The organism is Microbacterium sp. CCNWLW134 (assembly GCF_037083565.1).
Lineage (GTDB): Bacteria > Actinomycetota > Actinomycetes > Actinomycetales > Microbacteriaceae > Microbacterium.
Genome location: NZ_JBAOJU010000002.1, coordinates 356,618 through 374,286, shown reverse-complemented (window position 1 = coordinate 374,286; position 17,669 = coordinate 356,618). Strand labels below are relative to the sequence as shown.

Here is a 17,669-nt window from a genome sequence, read left to right as displayed (position 1 = left end):
CCCGAGGGGTCAGAGGCGCACGACCTCGGTCACGCGCACCACCGCGGTGCCTTCGGCGACGGATGCCTCGAGGTCGACCTCGGCACGGATGCGCCAGTCATGGTGACCGGCCGGATCATCGATCGTCTGCTCGACCGCCCAGCGCCCCTCGGCGGCGTCGGTCTCGTCGATCGTGACCAGCGCGGACGAACGGGCGGATCCGCCGGTGAGGATCTCGTCGTGCTCGTCGAAGTAGTCATCGAGAGAGGTGGGCCAGTCGACGTCGGGGTCGAGCGCGACGAGCTCGTCATCGCGCTGTAGCGCGGCCAGCTGAACGCGGCGGAACAGCTCGTTGCGCACCAGAACGACGAACGCGCGCCGATTGGTGAGGATCGACGGGGGCGCCGGCGGCACGACGGGCGCATCGGGGTCGGCGGCCGGGTTGATCAGCGCCTCCCACTCGTCGACGAGACTCGAGTCCACCTGACGCACGAGCTCCCCGAGCCAGGCGACGAGGTCGAGGAGGTCGGGCGTCTGGGCCTCGGCGGGAACCGTCTGACGGATCGCACGGTACGCGTCGCTGAGATAGCGGAGGACGAGTCCCTCGCTGCGCCCGAGCTGGTAGAAGGAGACGAACTCGGCGAAGGACAGGGCTCGCTCGAACATGTCGCGGACGACCGATTTTGGCGACAGGGCGAAGTCGCGGACCCACGGCTGGCTCGAAGCGAACACCTCGAAGGTCTGCTCCAGCAGCTCGGCGAGCGGCTTGGGGTACGTGATCTCCTCGAGCGCGGCCATCCGGTCGTCGTACTCGACGCCGTCCCGTTTCATCGCCGCGACCGCCTCGCCGCGCGCGCGGAACTCCTGCTGGGAGAGGATCGGCCGCGGATCGTCGAGGGTGGCTTCGATCACGCTCACGACATCGAGGGCGTAGTGGCCGGTTCCCGCGGTGCGGCCCGCGTCGTCGCCGTCGGCCCCCCGCTCGACAGACCTCCCCTGCTCGACACCGGGATCGAGCACCTCGATCGCGGCAAGCGCGAAGGGGGACAGCGGCTGATTGAGCGCGAAGTTCGGCTGCAGGTCGACCGTGAGACGAACGGCGCCGCCCGGGCGCTCCACCACGACGATGCCGGCGACGACGAGCGTGCGGAAGATCGCCAGCGCGCGGCGGGCCAGCGCGAGCTGACGGGGCCGCGGCTCGTGGTTGTCGAAGACGAGGCTGCGCACGTGCGCGAAGACGTCGCCGCCGCGGGCGATGACGTTGATGAGCATCGCCGCGGTGAGCTGCAGGTGCGGGACGAGCGGCTCGGGTTCGGCGGCGACGAGTCGCTCGAACGACGCCTCGCCCCAGTTGACGAACCCTTGCGGAGCCTTCTTGCGGACGACCTTCCGCTGCTTCTTGGGGTCGGATCCGGCCTTCGCGACGGCCGCGGCGTTCTCGATCTCGTGCTCGGGCGCCATCACGACCACGGTGCCGGCGGTGTCGAATCCGGCGCGACCTGCCCGCCCCGCGATCTGGTGGAATTCGCGGGCGGTGAGGTGACGCATCCGCTGGCCGTCGTACTTGGTCAGCGCCGTCAGCACCACCGTGCGGATCGGCACGTTGATGCCGACCCCGAGCGTGTCGGTGCCGCAGATGACCCGCAGCAGCCCGCGCTGGGCGAGGGTCTCGACCAGTCGTCGGTATCGCGGCAGCATCCCGGCGTGGTGCACGCCGATGCCCGCGCGGACGAGGCGGGAGAGGGTCTTGCCGAATCCGGTGGTGAATCGGAATCCCCCGATCGCCTCGGCGATCTCGTCGCGGCGTTCCCGCGAGACGATCCGCACGCTCGACAGTGCCTGCGCGCGTTCCATGGCCGCCGCCTGCGAGAAGTGCACGATGTAGATCGGCGCCTTCTGGTCGGAGAGCAGCTCCTCGACGATCTCGTGCGCCGCAGAGCGCGAGTAGGTGTAGTCGAGCGGCACCGGGCGGTCGACTCCGGTGATCTCGGCGACCTCGCGACCGGTGCGCCGGCGGAGGTCGGCGGAGATCTCGGAGGTGTCGCCGAGCGTGGCCGACATGAGGACGAACTGGGCGCGCGGCAGCAGCAGCAGGGGCACCTGCCACGCCCACCCCCGATCGGGATCGCCGTAGTAGTGGAACTCGTCCATGACGACCTGGTCCACCGTGGCGTCCGGTCCCTGCCGCAGGGCGAGGTTCGCCAGGATCTCGGCCGTGCAGCACACGATCGGAGCGTCGGGGTTCACCGAGGAGTCCCCGGTGACCATGCCGACCTTCTCGGCCCCGAAGATGTCCACCAGCGCGAAGAACTTCTCGCTCACGAGGGCCTTGATCGGCGCGGTGTAGTAGGTTCGGCCGCCGCGGGCGAGTGCGATCGCGTGCGCGGCGACGGCCACGAGCGACTTTCCCGTCCCCGTCGGCGTGGACAGGATGACATGGGCGCCCGATACCAGCTCGATCACCGCCTCGTCCTGGGCGGGGTACAGGCTCAGCCCGCGATCGGCCGCCCACGCGGCGAACCCCTCGTACGCCGCATCCGGATCTGCACCGGTCGGGACGGCGTCGAGCAGCGAGAGGGGCATCCAGCGAGTCTGCCCGATCCACGCGCCGGGTGGCGCCGGGTGGCGCGACGGCATCCTCGCGGAATGTCTTCGGGGCGGCTTAGGTTGGGATGCACAACGGAAGGACGCCCGTGAGCGACGAGACCGACACCATCACCGTCACCCGCAACGACGAGGCCGGCCGCTACGAGATCCACATCGGCGACGCGCTCGGCGGATTCTCGCAGTTCATCACCGACTCCCGAGGTCGCGAGCTGTTCATCCACACCGAGATCGACGAGGCCTTCGCCGGCCGCGGACTCGGCGGCACCCTGGTCGGCCAGGCGATGGCGGATGTCGCGGCGCGGGGGGCCACGATGGTTCCCCGCTGCCCGTTCATCGCGCGCTGGCTGGGGAAGCACGAGGTCGCCGGCCTGCAGGTCGACTGGCCGGAGCCCCGGCCATGACACGCCTCGACTCTCCGACGAAGGGCACGGCAGGCGGCCTGGACGCCTCCGCCGAGCTGTCGGCGGCGGTGGAGTGCGACGGCCCGCGGGCCCTGCTGCTCGAGGCGCGCGAGGTGCCGCTCGGCGGGGTGCGCGGGATGGAGGTCTACCGGGCGCTTCCCCAGCGCGACCTGCCGCTCGTCGGGGCATGGTGCTTCTTGGACCGGTTCGGTCCGCAGGAGACCACGATGCGGGTCGAACCCCATCCGCACATCGGACTGCAGACGGTGACGTGGCCTCTCGTCGGCGAGGTGCGCCACCGCGACTCGGTGGGCAGCGACGTCGTGGTGCGCCGCGGCGCGTTGAACCTCATGACGAGCGGCGCCGGCATCTCGCATTCGGAGTACTCCCTCGGCGACGGTCCGACCGCGCTCGACGCCCTTCAGCTGTGGGTGGCGCTCCCCGAGACACGCCGGCACGGTACCCCCGACTTCGAGCGGCACGAGGCGCTGCCCACACTGCGGCTGGATGCCACGACGGGCGCGGACGGTGAAGCGACCGTCGTGATGGGGAGCCTGGGAGAGGCGGCATCACCGGCGAGCGCCTTCACCCCCATCGTCGGTGCCGAGATCCGCATCCCCGCCGGATCGCGGGTCCGGGTGCCGCTGCGCCCGGAATGGGAGCACGCCGTCCTGGGCCTCACGGGCGAGGTCGACGTGTTCGACGTCGTCGACGAGTCCGACGGCCGCCTCGCGGCATCCGTCGACGACCGCCATCTGCTCTATCTCGGAACCCGCCGGAGCGGGGTGGAACTGTCCAGTTCGGATGACGCCACGGTCTTCCTCCTCGGAGGCGAGCCGTTCGAAGACGAGATCGTCATGTGGTGGAACTTCGTCGGCCGCTCGCACGAGGAGATCGTCGAAGCGCGCGAGGCCTGGCAGGCACGCGGCGACCGCTTCGGTCGGGTCGTCGATCACGGCGACGAGTGGATCCCCGCTCCGCCGCTTCCGGCCGTGCGCCTGACACGCCGGCGCCGTCGGGTCTAGCCTGCGCCCCCGACGCGCCCCGAAACGCCGGCGGCGCCCGAGCCGAAGCCCGGACGCCGCCGTCGTTCTCAGCGCGGTCGCACTCCGCGTCAGCGGAGCACGAGGAATCCGGAGAGTCCTGTCGAGGTCTCGACCGTGTCGCTGCCGCCGTACTGCGCGACCACGACGTGCACGCCGCGGTTCTGCTTGGGCAGCGGGAAGGCGACCTGACCGTTCACGAGGGTGCCGGTGTACTTCTTCGCATCCACGAAGAGGGTCACCTCACCCTCGGGCACGACGCCGTTCCGGGCCGAGACCGTCACGGTGGCGACGAACTCCTGCGAGCTCGATCCGACGTAGCGGTTGAGGCTCACCCGCGTGTCGGAGGCCACCTTGACGAACACCTCGGCGCTCGTCGCGGTGCCGGGGTTGATGTTCCCCTCGGCCGTGGCGGTGACGCGCACCGACAGGGCGGCGCCCTGGTCGTCGCGGGTCACGCGGTAGCGGTCGGAGGTCGCCCCCTCGATCGGCTCGCCGTTACGCAGCCACTGGTAGGCGACCGTCACCTCGGCCGGGTCCCACGTGCCGGGGTCGGCGGTGAGGGTGCGTCCGATCTTCGGGGTTCCGCTGATCGACGGAGCCTCGACCGCGACCGGAGCCGCGGCCCCGGCGTCGACCTCGACGACCGTCCGCACCGCCGAGTCGCCGTAGCCGACGACACCGAGGTAACGGGTCTCGGCCTCCAGGCCCGACCACGAGACGGTGTAGGTCGCGGGCACGCCCTGCTGCACGGGCAGCGGGTTCGGCGTCGCGGTGAACGAGCCCGCGCCACCCGGGGTGACGACCGCCGACGTGAGATCCCACGTCAGGGGCTGCGTGATCGAGTACATGTTCGCGATGACCAGGTACGTCCCCGCCTCGGGGTCGTCCAGGCTCACCTGCTCGTCGGCAGACGCCGTCGCCGAAGACCACGACTCGTAGTAGCGGAGGTCATCCGGAGCGACCACGCGGTACACGAACAGGTCGAGGTCGCTGCCCTCGTCATCCGACGAGTCCAGCTTCCACTGTGCGAGCGTCGCACCCTCGGCCACGTCGACGATCCACGCGACGTCACCGTTCTCGTCACCGGAGTTCTCGTTTCCGGTGTGGCCCTCGACGGGGTTCGCGGGGTCGGTGAGCAGGCTCACCGGCGCGAGGCCCGAGAGGTTCAGTGCGAGGTCGCCGGTCACGCCGGGCGTGATGGTCACGTCGGTGCTGCCGGTGATCCCCTCGCCCGAGGCCGTCGCCGGAGCATCCGCCGTCACGGGCTGCACCGCGAGCGGCGAGCGCGCGGTGGTGCCGTCACCGCCGGTCCAGGTGAGGAAGCCCGTGGCCCACTGCTCGACGGGAGCCGTGGCGTTCGAGATCGTCACCGAGAACGACTGGCTCTCGCCTGCCGCCCCGAAGGTGAGCGTCGACGGCTCGACCGAGACGTTGACGCCGGGGATCGACGCATCCACCGTGTACGTGCCGGGGCGCGTCGCGGTGAGGGTGCGGGTCACGGTCTGCTCGCTGGAGAGCGTGCCGATCGCGATCGAGGCGAGGTTCAGGTCGCTGCCGTCGATGGGCTCGATGCCGTCGAAGTCGAAGTTCCCCACGCCCTCGACGAACGCCGCCCAGTCGGCCGGGCCGTTGAGGTACAGCAGGCCCGGGTCGAGGAAGCGTCGCGCGTCGACCTGGCCGGCGCCCTGCGCGAACGGGTCGGTGTTCGCCGTCCCATCGGCGTTCACGGTGTCGTAGGCGGTGGTCATCATCGCCGACTTGACCTCGTCGGGCGTGGCCAGCGGGTTCTCGCCGAGGTACAGCGCGCCGAGCCCGGCGATGTGCGGCGCCGCCATCGAGGTGCCCGAGAGCACGCCGTACGCGGGGTTGCCGTCGGCATCGTTCTGCACCGCGGCGAGGATCGCCACACCGGGGGCGGCGATGTCGGGCTTGAGCACATCACTGCCGTCGGCGAGCATCGGGCCGCGGCTCGAGAAGCCCGCCACCTGCGGCACCGGCGTCTCGTTGCCGGTGATGTTTCCGCCGATGAGGGTTGCCGTGGGGTCGACGGTGTTCTGGACGTAGTCCAGCAGCGCGGGGCGCGCAGCGGCATCCAGGTGCACGGTCGGAACCGAGTGGAAGTCGTTGTCGAGCGACCCGGGGGTGACGTTCACGAGGATCATCCCGGTTCCGCCGGCGGCGGCGACCTCCTGCGACTTCTCCACGCGCGCGTTCACGCCGCGGTCGCAGACGACGATCTTGCCCGCGGCCTGCGCGGGGTCGACGGTGTCGAGGAAGCACAGCGCGGCATCGGCGGCGTTCGCGCCCGCGGCGGGGATGTCGCCGGCGTAGACGACCGGGCCGGTGACCTCCTCACCCTCCTGCACGGTGACCGACGCGCCGGCTTCGAGGAAGCCGTTCGGCAGCTGGACGCTGCCCTCCCAGGTGGGGATCGTCGACGCGGCGACGGTGGCGTACCACGGCGAGGCGTGGTCGGCGGTCGAGGCGTCGGGGCCGCTGTTGCCGGCGCTGACCGACACGAACACACCCGCGATGGCCGCGTTGAAGAACGAGATGTCGTCCGGCTGCCAGGTGGAGGATGCTGCGCCGCCACCGATCGAGTAGTTGATGACGTCGACGCCGTCGGCCACCGCGGTGTCGATCGCGTCGAGCAGGTCGCTCAGAGCGCAGATGTCGTCCTCGGTGACGAGCGGGTCGGGGCCTGCCCAGCAGGCCTTGTACGCCGAGACCTTCGCGGCCGGGGCGACACCCGAGATCGCGCCGAGGTCGATGCCCTCGATCGACGCGGCGACCTGGTCGTTGCCCGCGGCGGTGCCGGCGGTGTGCGAGCCGTGCCCGTCGTTGTCGCGGGGCGAGAGGTAATCGGCCTCGAAGGTGAAGCCGGCGGCGGCGGCGCCGTCGCCGAAGTAGCGCGCACCGATGAGCTTGGTGGAGTACGCCGACTCGTCCCACGCCTCGCCGGTCACGCGCTCCGCGCGGAACTGCGTGCCGTCGGCCTTGTCGAACACGACTTCGTTGCCCTCGAGGTAGGGCTCGCCCGTGCCCGGCGTCGTGCCCAGCGGGTCGCCGGCGAACGAGGGGTTCTCGGGTGCGATACCGGTGTCGATGACACCGACGACGACGCCCTCACCCGCGGCATCCACACCGCCGACCTGCTCCCACACGCCGCCGGCGCCCTCGAGGCCGAGGAACTCGGTGGAGGGGACCGCGTCGGGGTGACGGATCTCATCGGGGTACACGCCGATGACGCCGTCCGTCCCGGCGACCTTCGCGGCCTGCTCGGGCGACATCTTCGCGCTGAAGCCGTTGAGGGTCAGCTGGTAGGTGGCCGCAGGGTCGACGCCGGTCTCGGCCGCGACATCCTGCTGCCGTTCGGCGAGGAAAGTGGAGTACTCCTCGACGGCCTGCGACTGGGTGTCGAGCTTCTCGCCCTCATCGGGCTTGGTGGGCGCGAGCCCTGCCTCGCCGCCCTCGTACGTCGCGACGGGCTCTTCCTCGAGCAGCACGATGTACGAACCGGTGGGGGAATCGATGGGAGTGGGGGGTGTCACCTCCTCTACGGGTGTCGCGGCATAGGCGCCGGTTGCTGCGGACCCGGTGAACAGGGCGGCGAGTGTGACGACCGCGGCTGCTCTCACGGAGGATCGACCCATAGAAGGCTCCCAACGAGGATGGTGTAGAGCGAGGCGTGCGCGGCATCATCGGCGCGCACGTCGGGCTAACGTAACTCACAGGCGAAACTCAGAGAACGCATTCCAGATGAGAACTCGATGAGATCCGCCCTACGCTGGAGACGTGGCCCGAACCGCGCCCCTGACGACCCGCGTTCTCCTGACGTGCGCGGCCATCGGCGTGGCGACGGGCGTGCTGCAGGCAGGAGCGGGAGCCGTCAGCGGCGTGATCGTCGCGACCTGGCCGATCCTGTACGGCCTCGTCCTCGGCATCCATGTCCTTCCCGGAGTGATCGCGCAGGAGCTGCTGCGCCAGCCCTGGGTCGCGCTGCTGACGCATCTCATCGCGGCGCTCGTGGCGAGCGCGGTCGTGCCGGTGTGGATCGGTCGCTACATCGGGACGGCGATCCTCATCGGCCTGCTGCAGGAGGGGGTGGCCGCCCTCACCCGATACCGTCGGTGGGAACCGTGGCGGTTCTTCGTCTCGGCCGTCGTCGTGGGCGTGGTGATCGGCGCGGCGATCTGGTTCGCCGCCGATGTGGCGCAGTTCCGCGAGTGGCAGCAGGTCGTCTACGTCGCCCTCTTCGTCATCGGCCCGATCGCCTGGACCGCGGTCGGGCTCGGCATCGGTCGCGCACTCCGCCGGGCCGGCGTGCGTCCGCGGATTCCTCAGCCCCCGAGTTCGGCGGGGTGAGTCAACCGCCACCACTCGGTGGGCGGTTCGATCTGGCCCTCGACCACGACGTCGACGGTCGCCGTCCGCGGCCCGGCGGTCCAGGTGATCGTGCCGATCACCTCGCCGTCGGCGTACGTGTCCGGCGTGCGGATGTCGGAGGTCACCGTGATCGGGGTGTCCGACCAGGTGCGGATGTCTGCTGCCGATGCGGTCACCACGCGGGCCGCCCCACCCCACGGGGTCGTGACGTCTCCGAGTTCCTGGCCGGCGGCCACCAGGGGCACGTCGTGGAAGCCTTCCTGGATGCTGCCGAGGAGCCGCAGCACGTCTGCGTCGACCGCCGCGCGGGATTCGCCCCCGAGAACCACGCCGACCACCGCGAGGGGCGTGCCGACGCCGACGTCGAGCCGGGAGGTGTAGAGGAAGGCGAACGTCCCGGCGCCGAGGTTGCCGGTCTTCAGGCCGGTGATGCCGGCCGTGCCGAGCAGGCCGTTGGTGTTGTTGACGATGCCGGCGCTGCCGATCGTCGCCGACCGGGTGTCGACGATCGCCGCGATGTCGGGGTGCGCCGCGGCGATGCGTCCGAGCGCGATGAGGTCGGCGGGAGTGCTGGTGTTCCGGGGGCTGATGCCGGTCGGGTCGACCACGGTGGTCTGGGCGAGGCCGTGGGCGTCGAGCCAGGCGCGGGCCGCCGCGACGAAGCCGGACCGTGACCCGAAGGCCCATGTCGAGACCACGTCGGCGTAGTTGCTGGCCGACGGGATGAGCATCGTGGCGAGCGCGCCGCGGAGGGTCATCGAACTGCCTGCCGGCATCGGCGCGATGGTGACGTTCTGCACGTAGTAGGCGTCGTAGAGATCCTCGTCGGCGCCGTCGAACCACAGGGTCGGCCCCTGGTCCTCGGGGCTCGCGAGCGGGTGGGCGTCGAGCACGACGAGCGCGGTGATGAGCTTGGTGATGCTCGCCATCGCCGCCGGCTCCTGCGGACCGGAGGTCGCCCAGATGCCCGCCGCCTCCGCGCCGAGGTACTCGTCTCCGCCGGCGACGCTGATCGCCGACGACCCCTGGGCGGGGAGCGAGAGCGTCGCGGCGGCGGTGACCGGGACGGCCGGTTCGGTGTAGGTCGCCGAGGCGGCAGGGAGCGGCGCGGTCAGCGCCCAGGTCACGTACGCCGATGGGGCGCCGATCACCAGGGCCAGGATCACCAGGGCGACCGTCCAGCCGATCCACCGCCGTCGTCGGCGGCGACCGGGATCGATGTCGGCCAGTCCCTCGGGCGCTCGTGCGGCGTCGCGCATGAGGGCGTCGAAGTCGGCGAATTGGCCCCGCTCGTCCAGCTCCGTCGTCACTGCTCCCCCTCCAGCCCCTCATGCTTACCTCGTCGCGCGGGAAAGCGCGAGTCCCAGGTGAGAGTCGAGGGGTGCGGCGTCCCGAACTCCTGCAGATTCCACGCGCAGCGCTCCTATCCGGGGTCTCTGGCCGCGCGACGCGCGAAACTGCAGGAGTTCGGGACAGGGCGACGCGGAGCCGGCGCGCCGGGGGGTGGCCGCGGCGTCGAGACCACCCGACCGCGCGAGGTTAGGGCAGGCTAAGTTGGGGGTACTGAGCCATCGAGGACCCATGCCCGCCCATCCCCGCGACCACGCCGCCCCGCGCACGGCTCGAGATGACGCCCCGCGCCTCCTCCGCGCTCGGCATGTCGCGATCACGCACGAGGGGGCCCATGCCGCGACCCCCGCCGCCGCGACCCTCGACGTCGCGCCGGGTGAGGTGGTGCTGCTACTGGGACCCAGCGGGTCTGGCAAGTCGACGCTCACCCTGGCGCTGAACGGTCTCATCCCGCAGGCGATCCCCGCTGCGGTCGTCGGCGACCTCGAGGTCGCCGGCTTCGACGTGGGCGCCACCCCCGTGGCGACCCTGAGCACACGGGTGGGGATGGTCTTCCAGGACCCCGACGCCCAGCTCGTCACCGGCACGCTTCTCGACGAGGTCGCCTTCGGCCCTGAGAACCTGCGGCTCCCGGTCGACGAGGTGCTCGGACGCGCCGAGGCGGCGCTTCGCCGGGTCGGGCTGTGGGAACGTCGTCGCGAGAACCCCGACCGGCTCTCGGGTGGCGGCCGGCAGCGCCTGGCGATCGCCTGCGCCCTCGCGCTCGGGTCGCCGCTCCTCGTCCTCGACGAGCCGACCGCGAACCTCGACCCGCGCGGCATCGACGAGGTCTACGCCGCGCTCGCCGACATCGTCGCCGCGGGCGACCGCGCGATCCTTCTCGTGGAGCACGATCTCGACGCCGCCGTCGGCCTCGTCGACCGGGTGGTCGTCCTCGACGCCGACGGGCGGCTGTTTGCGGAGGGTTCGACCGACGACGTGCTGCGCACCCGCGCAGACGAGCTCCACGCGATGGGCGTGTGGCTCCCGGTGTCGACCCTCGCGGCGCTCCGGCTCCGCGCCGCGGGATACGCCCTCGACCCGCTCCCCCTGACCCCCGCCGAGCTGACCGCCGCGCTCGACGCCGCACCCTCCCCCGCCCCCGCATCCACGTCCTCGCCCGACCCCACCTCCTCCCCCTCCCCCGCATCCACGTCCTCGCCAGACCCCATCTCCTCCCCCTCCCCCACATCCACGTCCTCGCCAGACCCCATCTCCTCCCCCCTTCAGGCGCGGACGATCGGTCGAGACGCGGACGATTCGGGGCGAAACGTCCGCGTCTCGGCCGAATCTCCTCGCCCCGACCGCGAGCTCCGCACGCTCACCGCGCGCCGCGCGCGCCCCGCGACCGCACCCGCAGCCACCCCGGCCGTCGAGGTACGAAACCTCACCATCCGACGCGGCGGCACCGAGGTCCTCCACGGCATCGACCTCGACATCGCCGCGGGAGAATTCGTCGCCATCGTCGGCGCCAACGGCGCCGGCAAGACGACCCTGCTGCAGGCGATCGCGGGCGTCATCCGTCCCCCGAAGGGCAGCGTCACCGTGGGTAGGACGGATGTCGCCCGCGCCGACATCCGCACCCTCGCGCGCCGAGTGGGCTTCGTCTTCCAGAACCCCGAGCACCAGTTCATCACCCACACCGTGTTCGACGAGGTCGCGCACGGGCTGCGCCTGCAGCGGCTCCCCGACGACGAGATCCGCGCGCGGACGGCCGAGATCCTCGCGCGCTTCGGGCTGTCTGACAAAGCCGCCACCCACCCGTTCCTCCTCTCGGGCGGCCAGAAGCGTCGCCTGTCGGTCGGCACGGCGCTCGTGACGGGTGCGCCGGTGCTCGCCCTCGACGAGCCGACGTTCGGACAGGACCGCGCCCGGGCCGACGAGCTTCTGGCGCTCCTGGGCGACCTGAACACCTCGGGCACCACGGTCCTCGTCGTCTCGCACGACATGCAGCTCGTCGCCGAGCACGCCCACCGGGTCGTGGTGGTCGACGACGGACGCATCCGCGCCGCAGGCGCGCCCGCCGACATCCTCTCCGACCTCGACCTGCTCGAATCCACGGGCCTCACCGTGCCACCGCTCGCGCGCGCGATGACGGCGCTGCAGCGGCATCCGTCCCTCCGCCGGGTCACCCGCCTGGCCGACCTTCCCGGCGGTGCGCGGTGACGGTCACCGGGCCTGTCACCGCGGCGCAGGCGACCCGCGGCCGGTTCGACCCGTACGCCGATCGCGTCGAGGCGTCGCCGCTGCGGTTCCTGTACGGCATCAATCCGCTCGCTTCGCTCCTCGCGCCGGCGCCGGCGATGATCGGGCTGGTGTTCGTGAGGGATGCCGCGACCCCGGCCGCCTTCCTGGCGCTGGCGTACGCGGTGCTGCTCGTGGGGGTGCGCTTCACGCCGCGCCTCGTCGGATTCCTCGTCGCGATCCCGGCCTTCGCCGCGGTGCTGGCGCTCAGCTTCGCCCTCTGGACCGACCCCGAGCGCGTCGACCAGAGCGTCGCGGTCTGGCGGATCGGCGACTGGACCCTCTACGGCGGCGCCCTCGAGGTGGGGGCGGCCACCGGCATGCGGATCGCCGCGATCGTCTCGCTCGCCCTCATCGCCGGGCTGTCGGTCACCGGCCCCGACCTCGTGCGCGCGATGGTGCAGCAACTGCGGGTGCCGTACCGGATCGGATACACCGCGCTCGCGGCGTTCCGGTTCGTGCCGCGGTTCGGCTACGAACTCGAGGTGATCCGCCAGGCGCATCGCGTTCGCGGCGCGCACGGCGGGCGGGGGCCGTTCGCCGCGGCCCGCCGGTGGATCGGGTACGTCGTACCGCTCCTCGCCGGCGCGATCCGGCACGCCGAGCGGGTGGCGCTGGCGATGGACTCCCGCGCCTTCGGCGCCTACCCCGACCGCACCGAGCGGCACCTCGTGCCGTGGCGCGCGCGCGACACGGTCTTCACGCTGGCGTTCTGGGTCGCGAGCGCCGCACTCTTCACCCTGCTGCCCCGCTGACACCGAGGCCGTGCGACCGGTGACGAGTCTGCGCCGCCACCCCACCCCCACGTGCACCTCGCGCCCGCGCCGCAGCGAGTCCTCTCGACGTGCGTCGCAGAATCACGTGCAGGTCGCAGGTTTCCGGTTGAATTCTGCGACGTCGACGCGATTCTGCGAGGCGGCGCGGGCGACGCGCGGCGGAGGAGGGGGTGGCGAGGGAGGGATGCCGCGCCTCAGCGCTTGCCGGCGAGCTGACGCCCCACGATCTCGCGCATGATCTCATTCGTGCCGCCGTAGATGCGGTGCACGCGCGCGTCGAGGAACGCGCGGGCGATCGGGTACTCGGTGATGTAGCCGTACCCGCCGTGCAGCTGCACGCAGGCGTCGAGCACGTCCCACTCCCGCTCGGTCGCCCAGAACTTCACCTTCGCGGCCTCTTCCGCGCTGAGCTTGCCGTCGCGGTACGCCAGCAGGGCCCGGTCGATGTAGGCCCACAGGGCGTCGACGGTGGTGGCGACATCCGCCATCTGGAAGCGGGAGTTCTGGAAGTCGATGATCCGCTGCCCGAACGCCTCGCGGCTGCGGGTGTAGTCGAGGGTCCAGTCCAGCGCCGCCTGCGCGGCCGCCGCCCCCGCGACGGCGATCGACAGGCGCTCGAGCGGCAGGTTCATCATGAGCTGGATGAAGCCCTGCCCCTCCTTGCCGCTGATGAGGTTCTCTTCGGGCACGAACACGTCGGTGAACGACAGCTCGGCGGTGTCGTGGCCGTGGAAGCCCATCTTCTGCAGCTTCTTGCCGTGGTCGAAGCCCTCCGACGAGGTCTCGATCAGCAGCAGGCTGAACGCCTCGGGGCGGTTGCCCTCCCCCGTCTTGACGAAGGTGACCACGACGTCGGCGCTCGCGCCGCTGGAGATGAACGTCTTCGCCCCGTTGACGACGTACCCGCCGTCGACCTTCTTCGCGGTGGTGGAGATGCCGCGCAGGTCGCTGCCGGCGCCCGGCTCGCTCATCGCGAGGGCGCCGATGATCTCGCCCGTGGCCATGCCCGGCAGCCACTTCTGCTTCTGCGCATCGGTGCCCATGTGCACCAGGTACGGCACGGCGAGGTCGTCCTGGATGCCCAGTGCCCCCGCGAGCGACCCGGCACCCGCAGCGATGACCTCTTCGTTGACGATCGCGCGGAAACGGTAGTCCTGCAGCATCCCGGCGCCGCCGTACTCCTCGGGGACCGAGAGTCCCATCACGCCGGCGTCGCCCGCGGCGCGCAGCGTCTCGCGGTCGATCTGCCCGTCGGCATCCCACTTCTCCCGCTTGTCGTTCGTGACGTAGCGCTTGCAGAACTCCTTGACGACGTCGCGGAACGCCTCGTGGTCCTCGTCGTAGATGTCGCGCTCCATGAGCGGGCCTCCCTCTCTCGTCTTCGAGTGCGGGTCACGCCGACCCTCAGTGTCACGAGCAAGGGTACTCAGTTTCATGACAGAGCGGATGCCGCGGCCCGGCCGACAACGGACGAGTGCCCCGCGTCCAGGCCGCGGGGCACTCGGGCGGTGGATGTCAGCGGGTCAGAGCTTGCCACCCGGGCTGGCATCGACGACGTCGACGCTGCTCTTCTTCGCCGCACGGACGGCGACGAGACCGAACCCGACCTTGTTGAGCACATCGGCGATGACGTAGATCACCGCGGCGATGCTGATCGCGACGGCGGCGTCGCCTCCGCCGAGCTCGATGAACTCCTGGATGGCGGTGCCGAGCGGGTAGATCGACCATCCGATCACCACGAACAGCCGCATCACCTGCACGGCGCCGCGCACGTGGGCGGGAGCGCCCGCCGGCACCTTGACGGTGAAGATCAGGTACACGATGTACAGCCACGCCAGCACCGAGATGATGAAGAAGATCCAGTTCGGCGCCGATCCGGGAACGCCGATCTCACCGAGGTAGCCGAACACGATCATGATGATGTCGGCGACGATGAGCTGCGCCACGAAACCGCGACGCACCGCGCCGGCGATCGCGAGGATGAGGCCGAACTCCACCAGCAGCAGTGGCGTGGTGATGAGCCAGTCGATGTAGCGGAGCGGCAGGGTCGCATCGACCTCCGCCGCCGTGATGTCGCCGCCGGGGAACTGCACGACGTCCTTCATCACGTAGTAGAGGATCGCGGCGACGAGCGTGATGACCGCGGCGTAGCTCGCCACGGATCGGTATTCGGGTTTGAGGTCGTTCCGCTCCATGAAGAACCAGAACGTGCCGGCCGCCATGGCGACGAAACCGAGCATGAAGAACGATTGCACGATGGAGAAATCCATGACCACTCCTTGAGACAACGGCGGCGGGGAAGCCGAAGGGCTCAACGTCGGTGTCGGCCGGTGCTGAGAGGCGTCGGTGTGGCGCCTGTGATCAGGCTAGAACCACGATTTGACATCGGGGCCGAACCGTAGTAAAGGTCTCTCGATCGCGAGGGATCGTGTGCTAACCGTAGGTGGGAGCGGCCGGCAGGCCGAAGAACTCCTCTAAAGTGGTGAAGTTGCCTTCGTGCATCGCTCGCGCGATGTCGGTGCCGACATAGCGAAGGTGCCAGGGCTCGGGCGCGTAGCCCGTGACATCCGTCCGCCCCTCCTGGTACCGTACGATCCAGCCGAACTCCCACGCGTGCTCGGCGACCCAGGCCCCCTGCGGTGTGGCGGCGAGGTCGTCGAGGGTGCCGCAGGCCCCATTCGCGCACGGCACGACGTCGGCGGCGAGGCCCGACTGGTGCTCACTGTGACCGGGTCGCGCGCTGACGAGGTCGGCACCCTCCACACCGCGATCGGCGACCTGGACGCCGTACGAGGTCTGCTGAGTGGTGTGCGACCGGAAGGCGCTCTGCAGCCCGATCTCGCCCACGCCCGCGGCGGCCGCCGCGGACACCATCGCGGTGAGCGCCGCGGCCGCCTCGGGGGCCAGGGCTCCCTCGCCGAGGTTGCGGACGCCCTCGGGGAAGACGACCGAGCCGGGCGCCCAATCGATCGGGGCGAAGGGGCGGGTCTTGTTGACCACCACCCAGCTGAGGTTCGGGTCGTCGAGGCGCAGGCACGGCGCGGTGCCTGAGGCGACCGCTTCACGGAAAGGCCCGATGCCGCCGACCGCGGAGATCACCGCAGCCTCGTCCAGCGCGGCGAGCGCGGAGGTCACCGCGGGGTCGGCGCACACATCCTGTCCGGCAACCTGCTGCTGCTCGACGACAGGAAGGTCGGTGGCCGGCACGGGCGCCAGGGGTGGCGGGGTGGGTGCCGCCGTCGCCGGGGCGATGAACGCACTGAGCGGAGCGGGAGGTGCGGATGCCTCTGGTGCGGCGGCCGCGGGGGGCGGGGCGTCGGGGGTGAGGCCGGTGACCGCAGCGGTGACGCTGGCGCTCGAGCCGAACACGAACGCCGCCACGAGGGCGCCCGTCACGGGCACCGACGGCCAGCGACGGTGGCGCTTTCGCGCGTGGCGCGCCAGGGGGACACCCGGGCCGCCGAGCGAAGACCCCCGGCGCGCCGGCGCCGCCTCGACGCCCGGCGTGCGCACAGCATCGAGCGCCCGGGCGCGCTCTCTGGCTTCGCGACGGGTGAGGGGAGGAGTGTGAGGAGGGGGCGCCTGCACCCCCTCATTCTTCCCGCATGTGCGTCCTGTGGCCACCCCGGCCGGACCATCTTCGATCATCTTCCGCCATGACCTTGACAGAGTTTCGAAGACGTGTTCCCCTGGAATCATGCGATGGCAGGGGCAGCAGTTGGGCGTAGCGGATGCCGCGGCGCTGCCCGGTCTCGAATACCTCAACGGGCTGGTGCGGTCGGTGACGACGCCCGAATTCGCGGGGATCACCTTTCACGAGGTGATGGCGAAGTCGGCGCTGAACCGCGTTCCGGGGTCGTCGGCGATGCCCTTCGACTGGACGATCAATCCCTACCGCGGCTGTTCTCATGCGTGCTCCTACTGCTTCGCGCGGGGAACCCACGAGTACCTCGAGCTCGACGCGGGGAAGGATTTCGACTCGCAGATCGTCGTCAAGATCAACGCGGTGGAGGTGCTGCGACGGGAGCTGGCGAAGTCGACCTGGCTGCGCGACCCGGTGCAACTCGGCACGAACACCGACCCGTACCAGCGGGCCGAGGGCCGCTATCGACTGATGCCGGGCATCATCGACTCCCTCAGCGCGTCGGGGACGCCGTTCTCGATTCTGACCAAGGGCACGCTGCTCCGACGTGATCTGCCGTTGCTGGCCGATGCCGCGGCATCCGTCCCGGTCACCATCGCGATGTCGATCGCCGTCTTCGACGACGCCCTCCAGTCTGCTCTCGAGCCGGGGACGCCGAGCGCTGCGGCGCGGCTCGACACCGTACGGGCGGCGGTGGACGCCGGATTCGCGGTGACGGTGTTCCTCATGCCGATCCTGCCCCACCTGACCGACTCGGTGGCGGCGATCGACGACGCTCTCGGTCGGATCCGCGATGCCGGCGCATCGCGGGTCGTCTACGGTGCCCTGCACCTGCGCCCGGGGGCCAAGGAGTGGTTCCTGCAGTGGCTGGCGCGCGAGCGCCCCGAGCTGGTGTCGTCGTACCGGGGGCTGTACCCGGGGGTCTCGGCGACCGCCCCGAAGGCGTACCGCACGTGGCTCGCGCGCCGGGTGCGCCCGCTGTTGCGCGCGTACCGCCTCGAGGGCGGGGCGGAGGATGACGCGCACCCGCGCGCCACACGGTACGCGGGGCTGGCGGGCGGCCCCGGCGCGGGCGGCACGCCGCTCTCGCACGAGGCCGCCGACCGCGCGCGGCTGGCCGCCACGGTGATGACGACGTCGCGCGGCCGACGTGCCGCCTCTGCGCCGCCGCCCCTCTTCTGAACCTGCCCGCCCTCGC

12 protein-coding genes are annotated in these 17,669 nt (G+C 71.1%); 6 read left to right on the top strand and 6 right to left on the bottom strand.

Annotation, left to right across the window (positions count from 1 at the left end):
• Positions 1 to 9 precede the first annotated feature (9 nt).
• The gene (locus V6S02_RS12350; protein WP_336401092.1) at positions 10 to 2,562 is read right to left on the bottom strand and encodes a DEAD/DEAH box helicase; all 2,553 of its coding nucleotides are present in this window, start codon (positions 2,560 to 2,562) and stop codon (positions 10 to 12) included.
• A 110-nt stretch (positions 2,563 to 2,672) separates the two neighbouring features.
• Here V6S02_RS12350 and V6S02_RS12345 point away from each other — a divergent pair, with 110 nt between their 5' ends.
• Both V6S02_RS12345 and V6S02_RS12340 read left to right on the top strand, forming a co-directional pair.
• The gene (locus V6S02_RS12345; RefSeq protein ID WP_336401091.1) at positions 2,673 to 2,987 is read left to right on the top strand and encodes a GNAT family N-acetyltransferase; all 315 of its coding nucleotides are present in this window, start codon (positions 2,673 to 2,675) and stop codon (positions 2,985 to 2,987) included.
• Complete coding sequence (locus V6S02_RS12340) at positions 2,984 to 4,012, top strand: pirin family protein (RefSeq protein ID WP_336401090.1); 1,029 nt, start codon at positions 2,984 to 2,986, stop codon at positions 4,010 to 4,012. The genes V6S02_RS12345 and V6S02_RS12340 overlap by 4 nt, the downstream gene beginning before the upstream one ends.
• Before the next feature lie 89 nt (positions 4,013 to 4,101).
• Here V6S02_RS12340 and V6S02_RS12335 read toward each other — a convergent pair whose 3' ends face one another.
• Positions 4,102 to 7,686: a S8 family serine peptidase gene (locus V6S02_RS12335; RefSeq protein ID WP_336401089.1), complete on the bottom strand. Its 3,585-nt coding sequence runs from the start codon at positions 7,684 to 7,686 to the stop codon at positions 4,102 to 4,104.
• 142 nt (positions 7,687 to 7,828) lie between these two features.
• Between V6S02_RS12335 and V6S02_RS12330 the strand changes: the two genes are divergently transcribed.
• Positions 7,829 to 8,398 (top strand): ECF transporter S component, encoded by a 570-nt coding sequence (locus V6S02_RS12330; protein WP_124292155.1) that lies wholly within the window; start codon positions 7,829 to 7,831, stop codon positions 8,396 to 8,398.
• Here the strand turns inward: V6S02_RS12330 and V6S02_RS12325 are convergent.
• On the bottom strand, positions 8,374 to 9,729 hold the full coding sequence (locus V6S02_RS12325) for a D-alanyl-D-alanine carboxypeptidase family protein (RefSeq protein WP_336401088.1): 1,356 nt from the start codon (positions 9,727 to 9,729) through the stop codon (positions 8,374 to 8,376). The genes V6S02_RS12330 and V6S02_RS12325 overlap by 25 nt on opposite strands.
• A gap of 271 nt (positions 9,730 to 10,000) precedes the next feature.
• Between V6S02_RS12325 and V6S02_RS12320 the strand changes: the two genes are divergently transcribed.
• Together V6S02_RS12320 and V6S02_RS12315 are read left to right on the top strand one after the other, a co-directional pair.
• A complete protein-coding gene (locus V6S02_RS12320) occupies positions 10,001 to 11,974 on the top strand; it encodes an ABC transporter ATP-binding protein (RefSeq protein ID WP_336401087.1) in 1,974 nt (657 codons plus the stop codon).
• A complete protein-coding gene (locus tag V6S02_RS12315; protein ID WP_336401086.1) occupies positions 11,971 to 12,807 on the top strand; it encodes an energy-coupling factor transporter transmembrane component T in 837 nt (278 codons plus the stop codon). The genes V6S02_RS12320 and V6S02_RS12315 overlap by 4 nt, the downstream gene beginning before the upstream one ends.
• 215 nt (positions 12,808 to 13,022) lie before the next feature.
• Here the strand turns inward: V6S02_RS12315 and V6S02_RS12310 are convergent, their stop codons facing one another.
• From V6S02_RS12310 to V6S02_RS12300, 3 genes are all read right to left on the bottom strand, one after another.
• Positions 13,023 to 14,186, bottom strand: coding sequence for an acyl-CoA dehydrogenase family protein (locus V6S02_RS12310; RefSeq protein WP_336401085.1), 1,164 nt, complete (start codon positions 14,184 to 14,186; stop codon positions 13,023 to 13,025).
• 165 nt (positions 14,187 to 14,351) lie between these two features.
• Complete coding sequence (locus tag V6S02_RS12305) at positions 14,352 to 15,098, bottom strand: bacteriorhodopsin (RefSeq protein ID WP_336401084.1); 747 nt, start codon at positions 15,096 to 15,098, stop codon at positions 14,352 to 14,354.
• Positions 15,099 to 15,261: 163 nt separating this feature from the next.
• Positions 15,262 to 16,416, bottom strand: coding sequence for a M15 family metallopeptidase (locus V6S02_RS12300; protein ID WP_336401083.1), 1,155 nt, complete (start codon positions 16,414 to 16,416; stop codon positions 15,262 to 15,264).
• Between the two features lie 109 nt (positions 16,417 to 16,525).
• Between V6S02_RS12300 and V6S02_RS12295 the strand changes: the two genes are divergently transcribed.
• Entirely contained in the window at positions 16,526 to 17,653 is a 1,128-nt protein-coding gene (locus V6S02_RS12295) for an Rv2578c family radical SAM protein (protein ID WP_336401082.1), read from the top strand.
• The last annotated feature ends 16 nt before the right edge of the window (positions 17,654 to 17,669 follow it).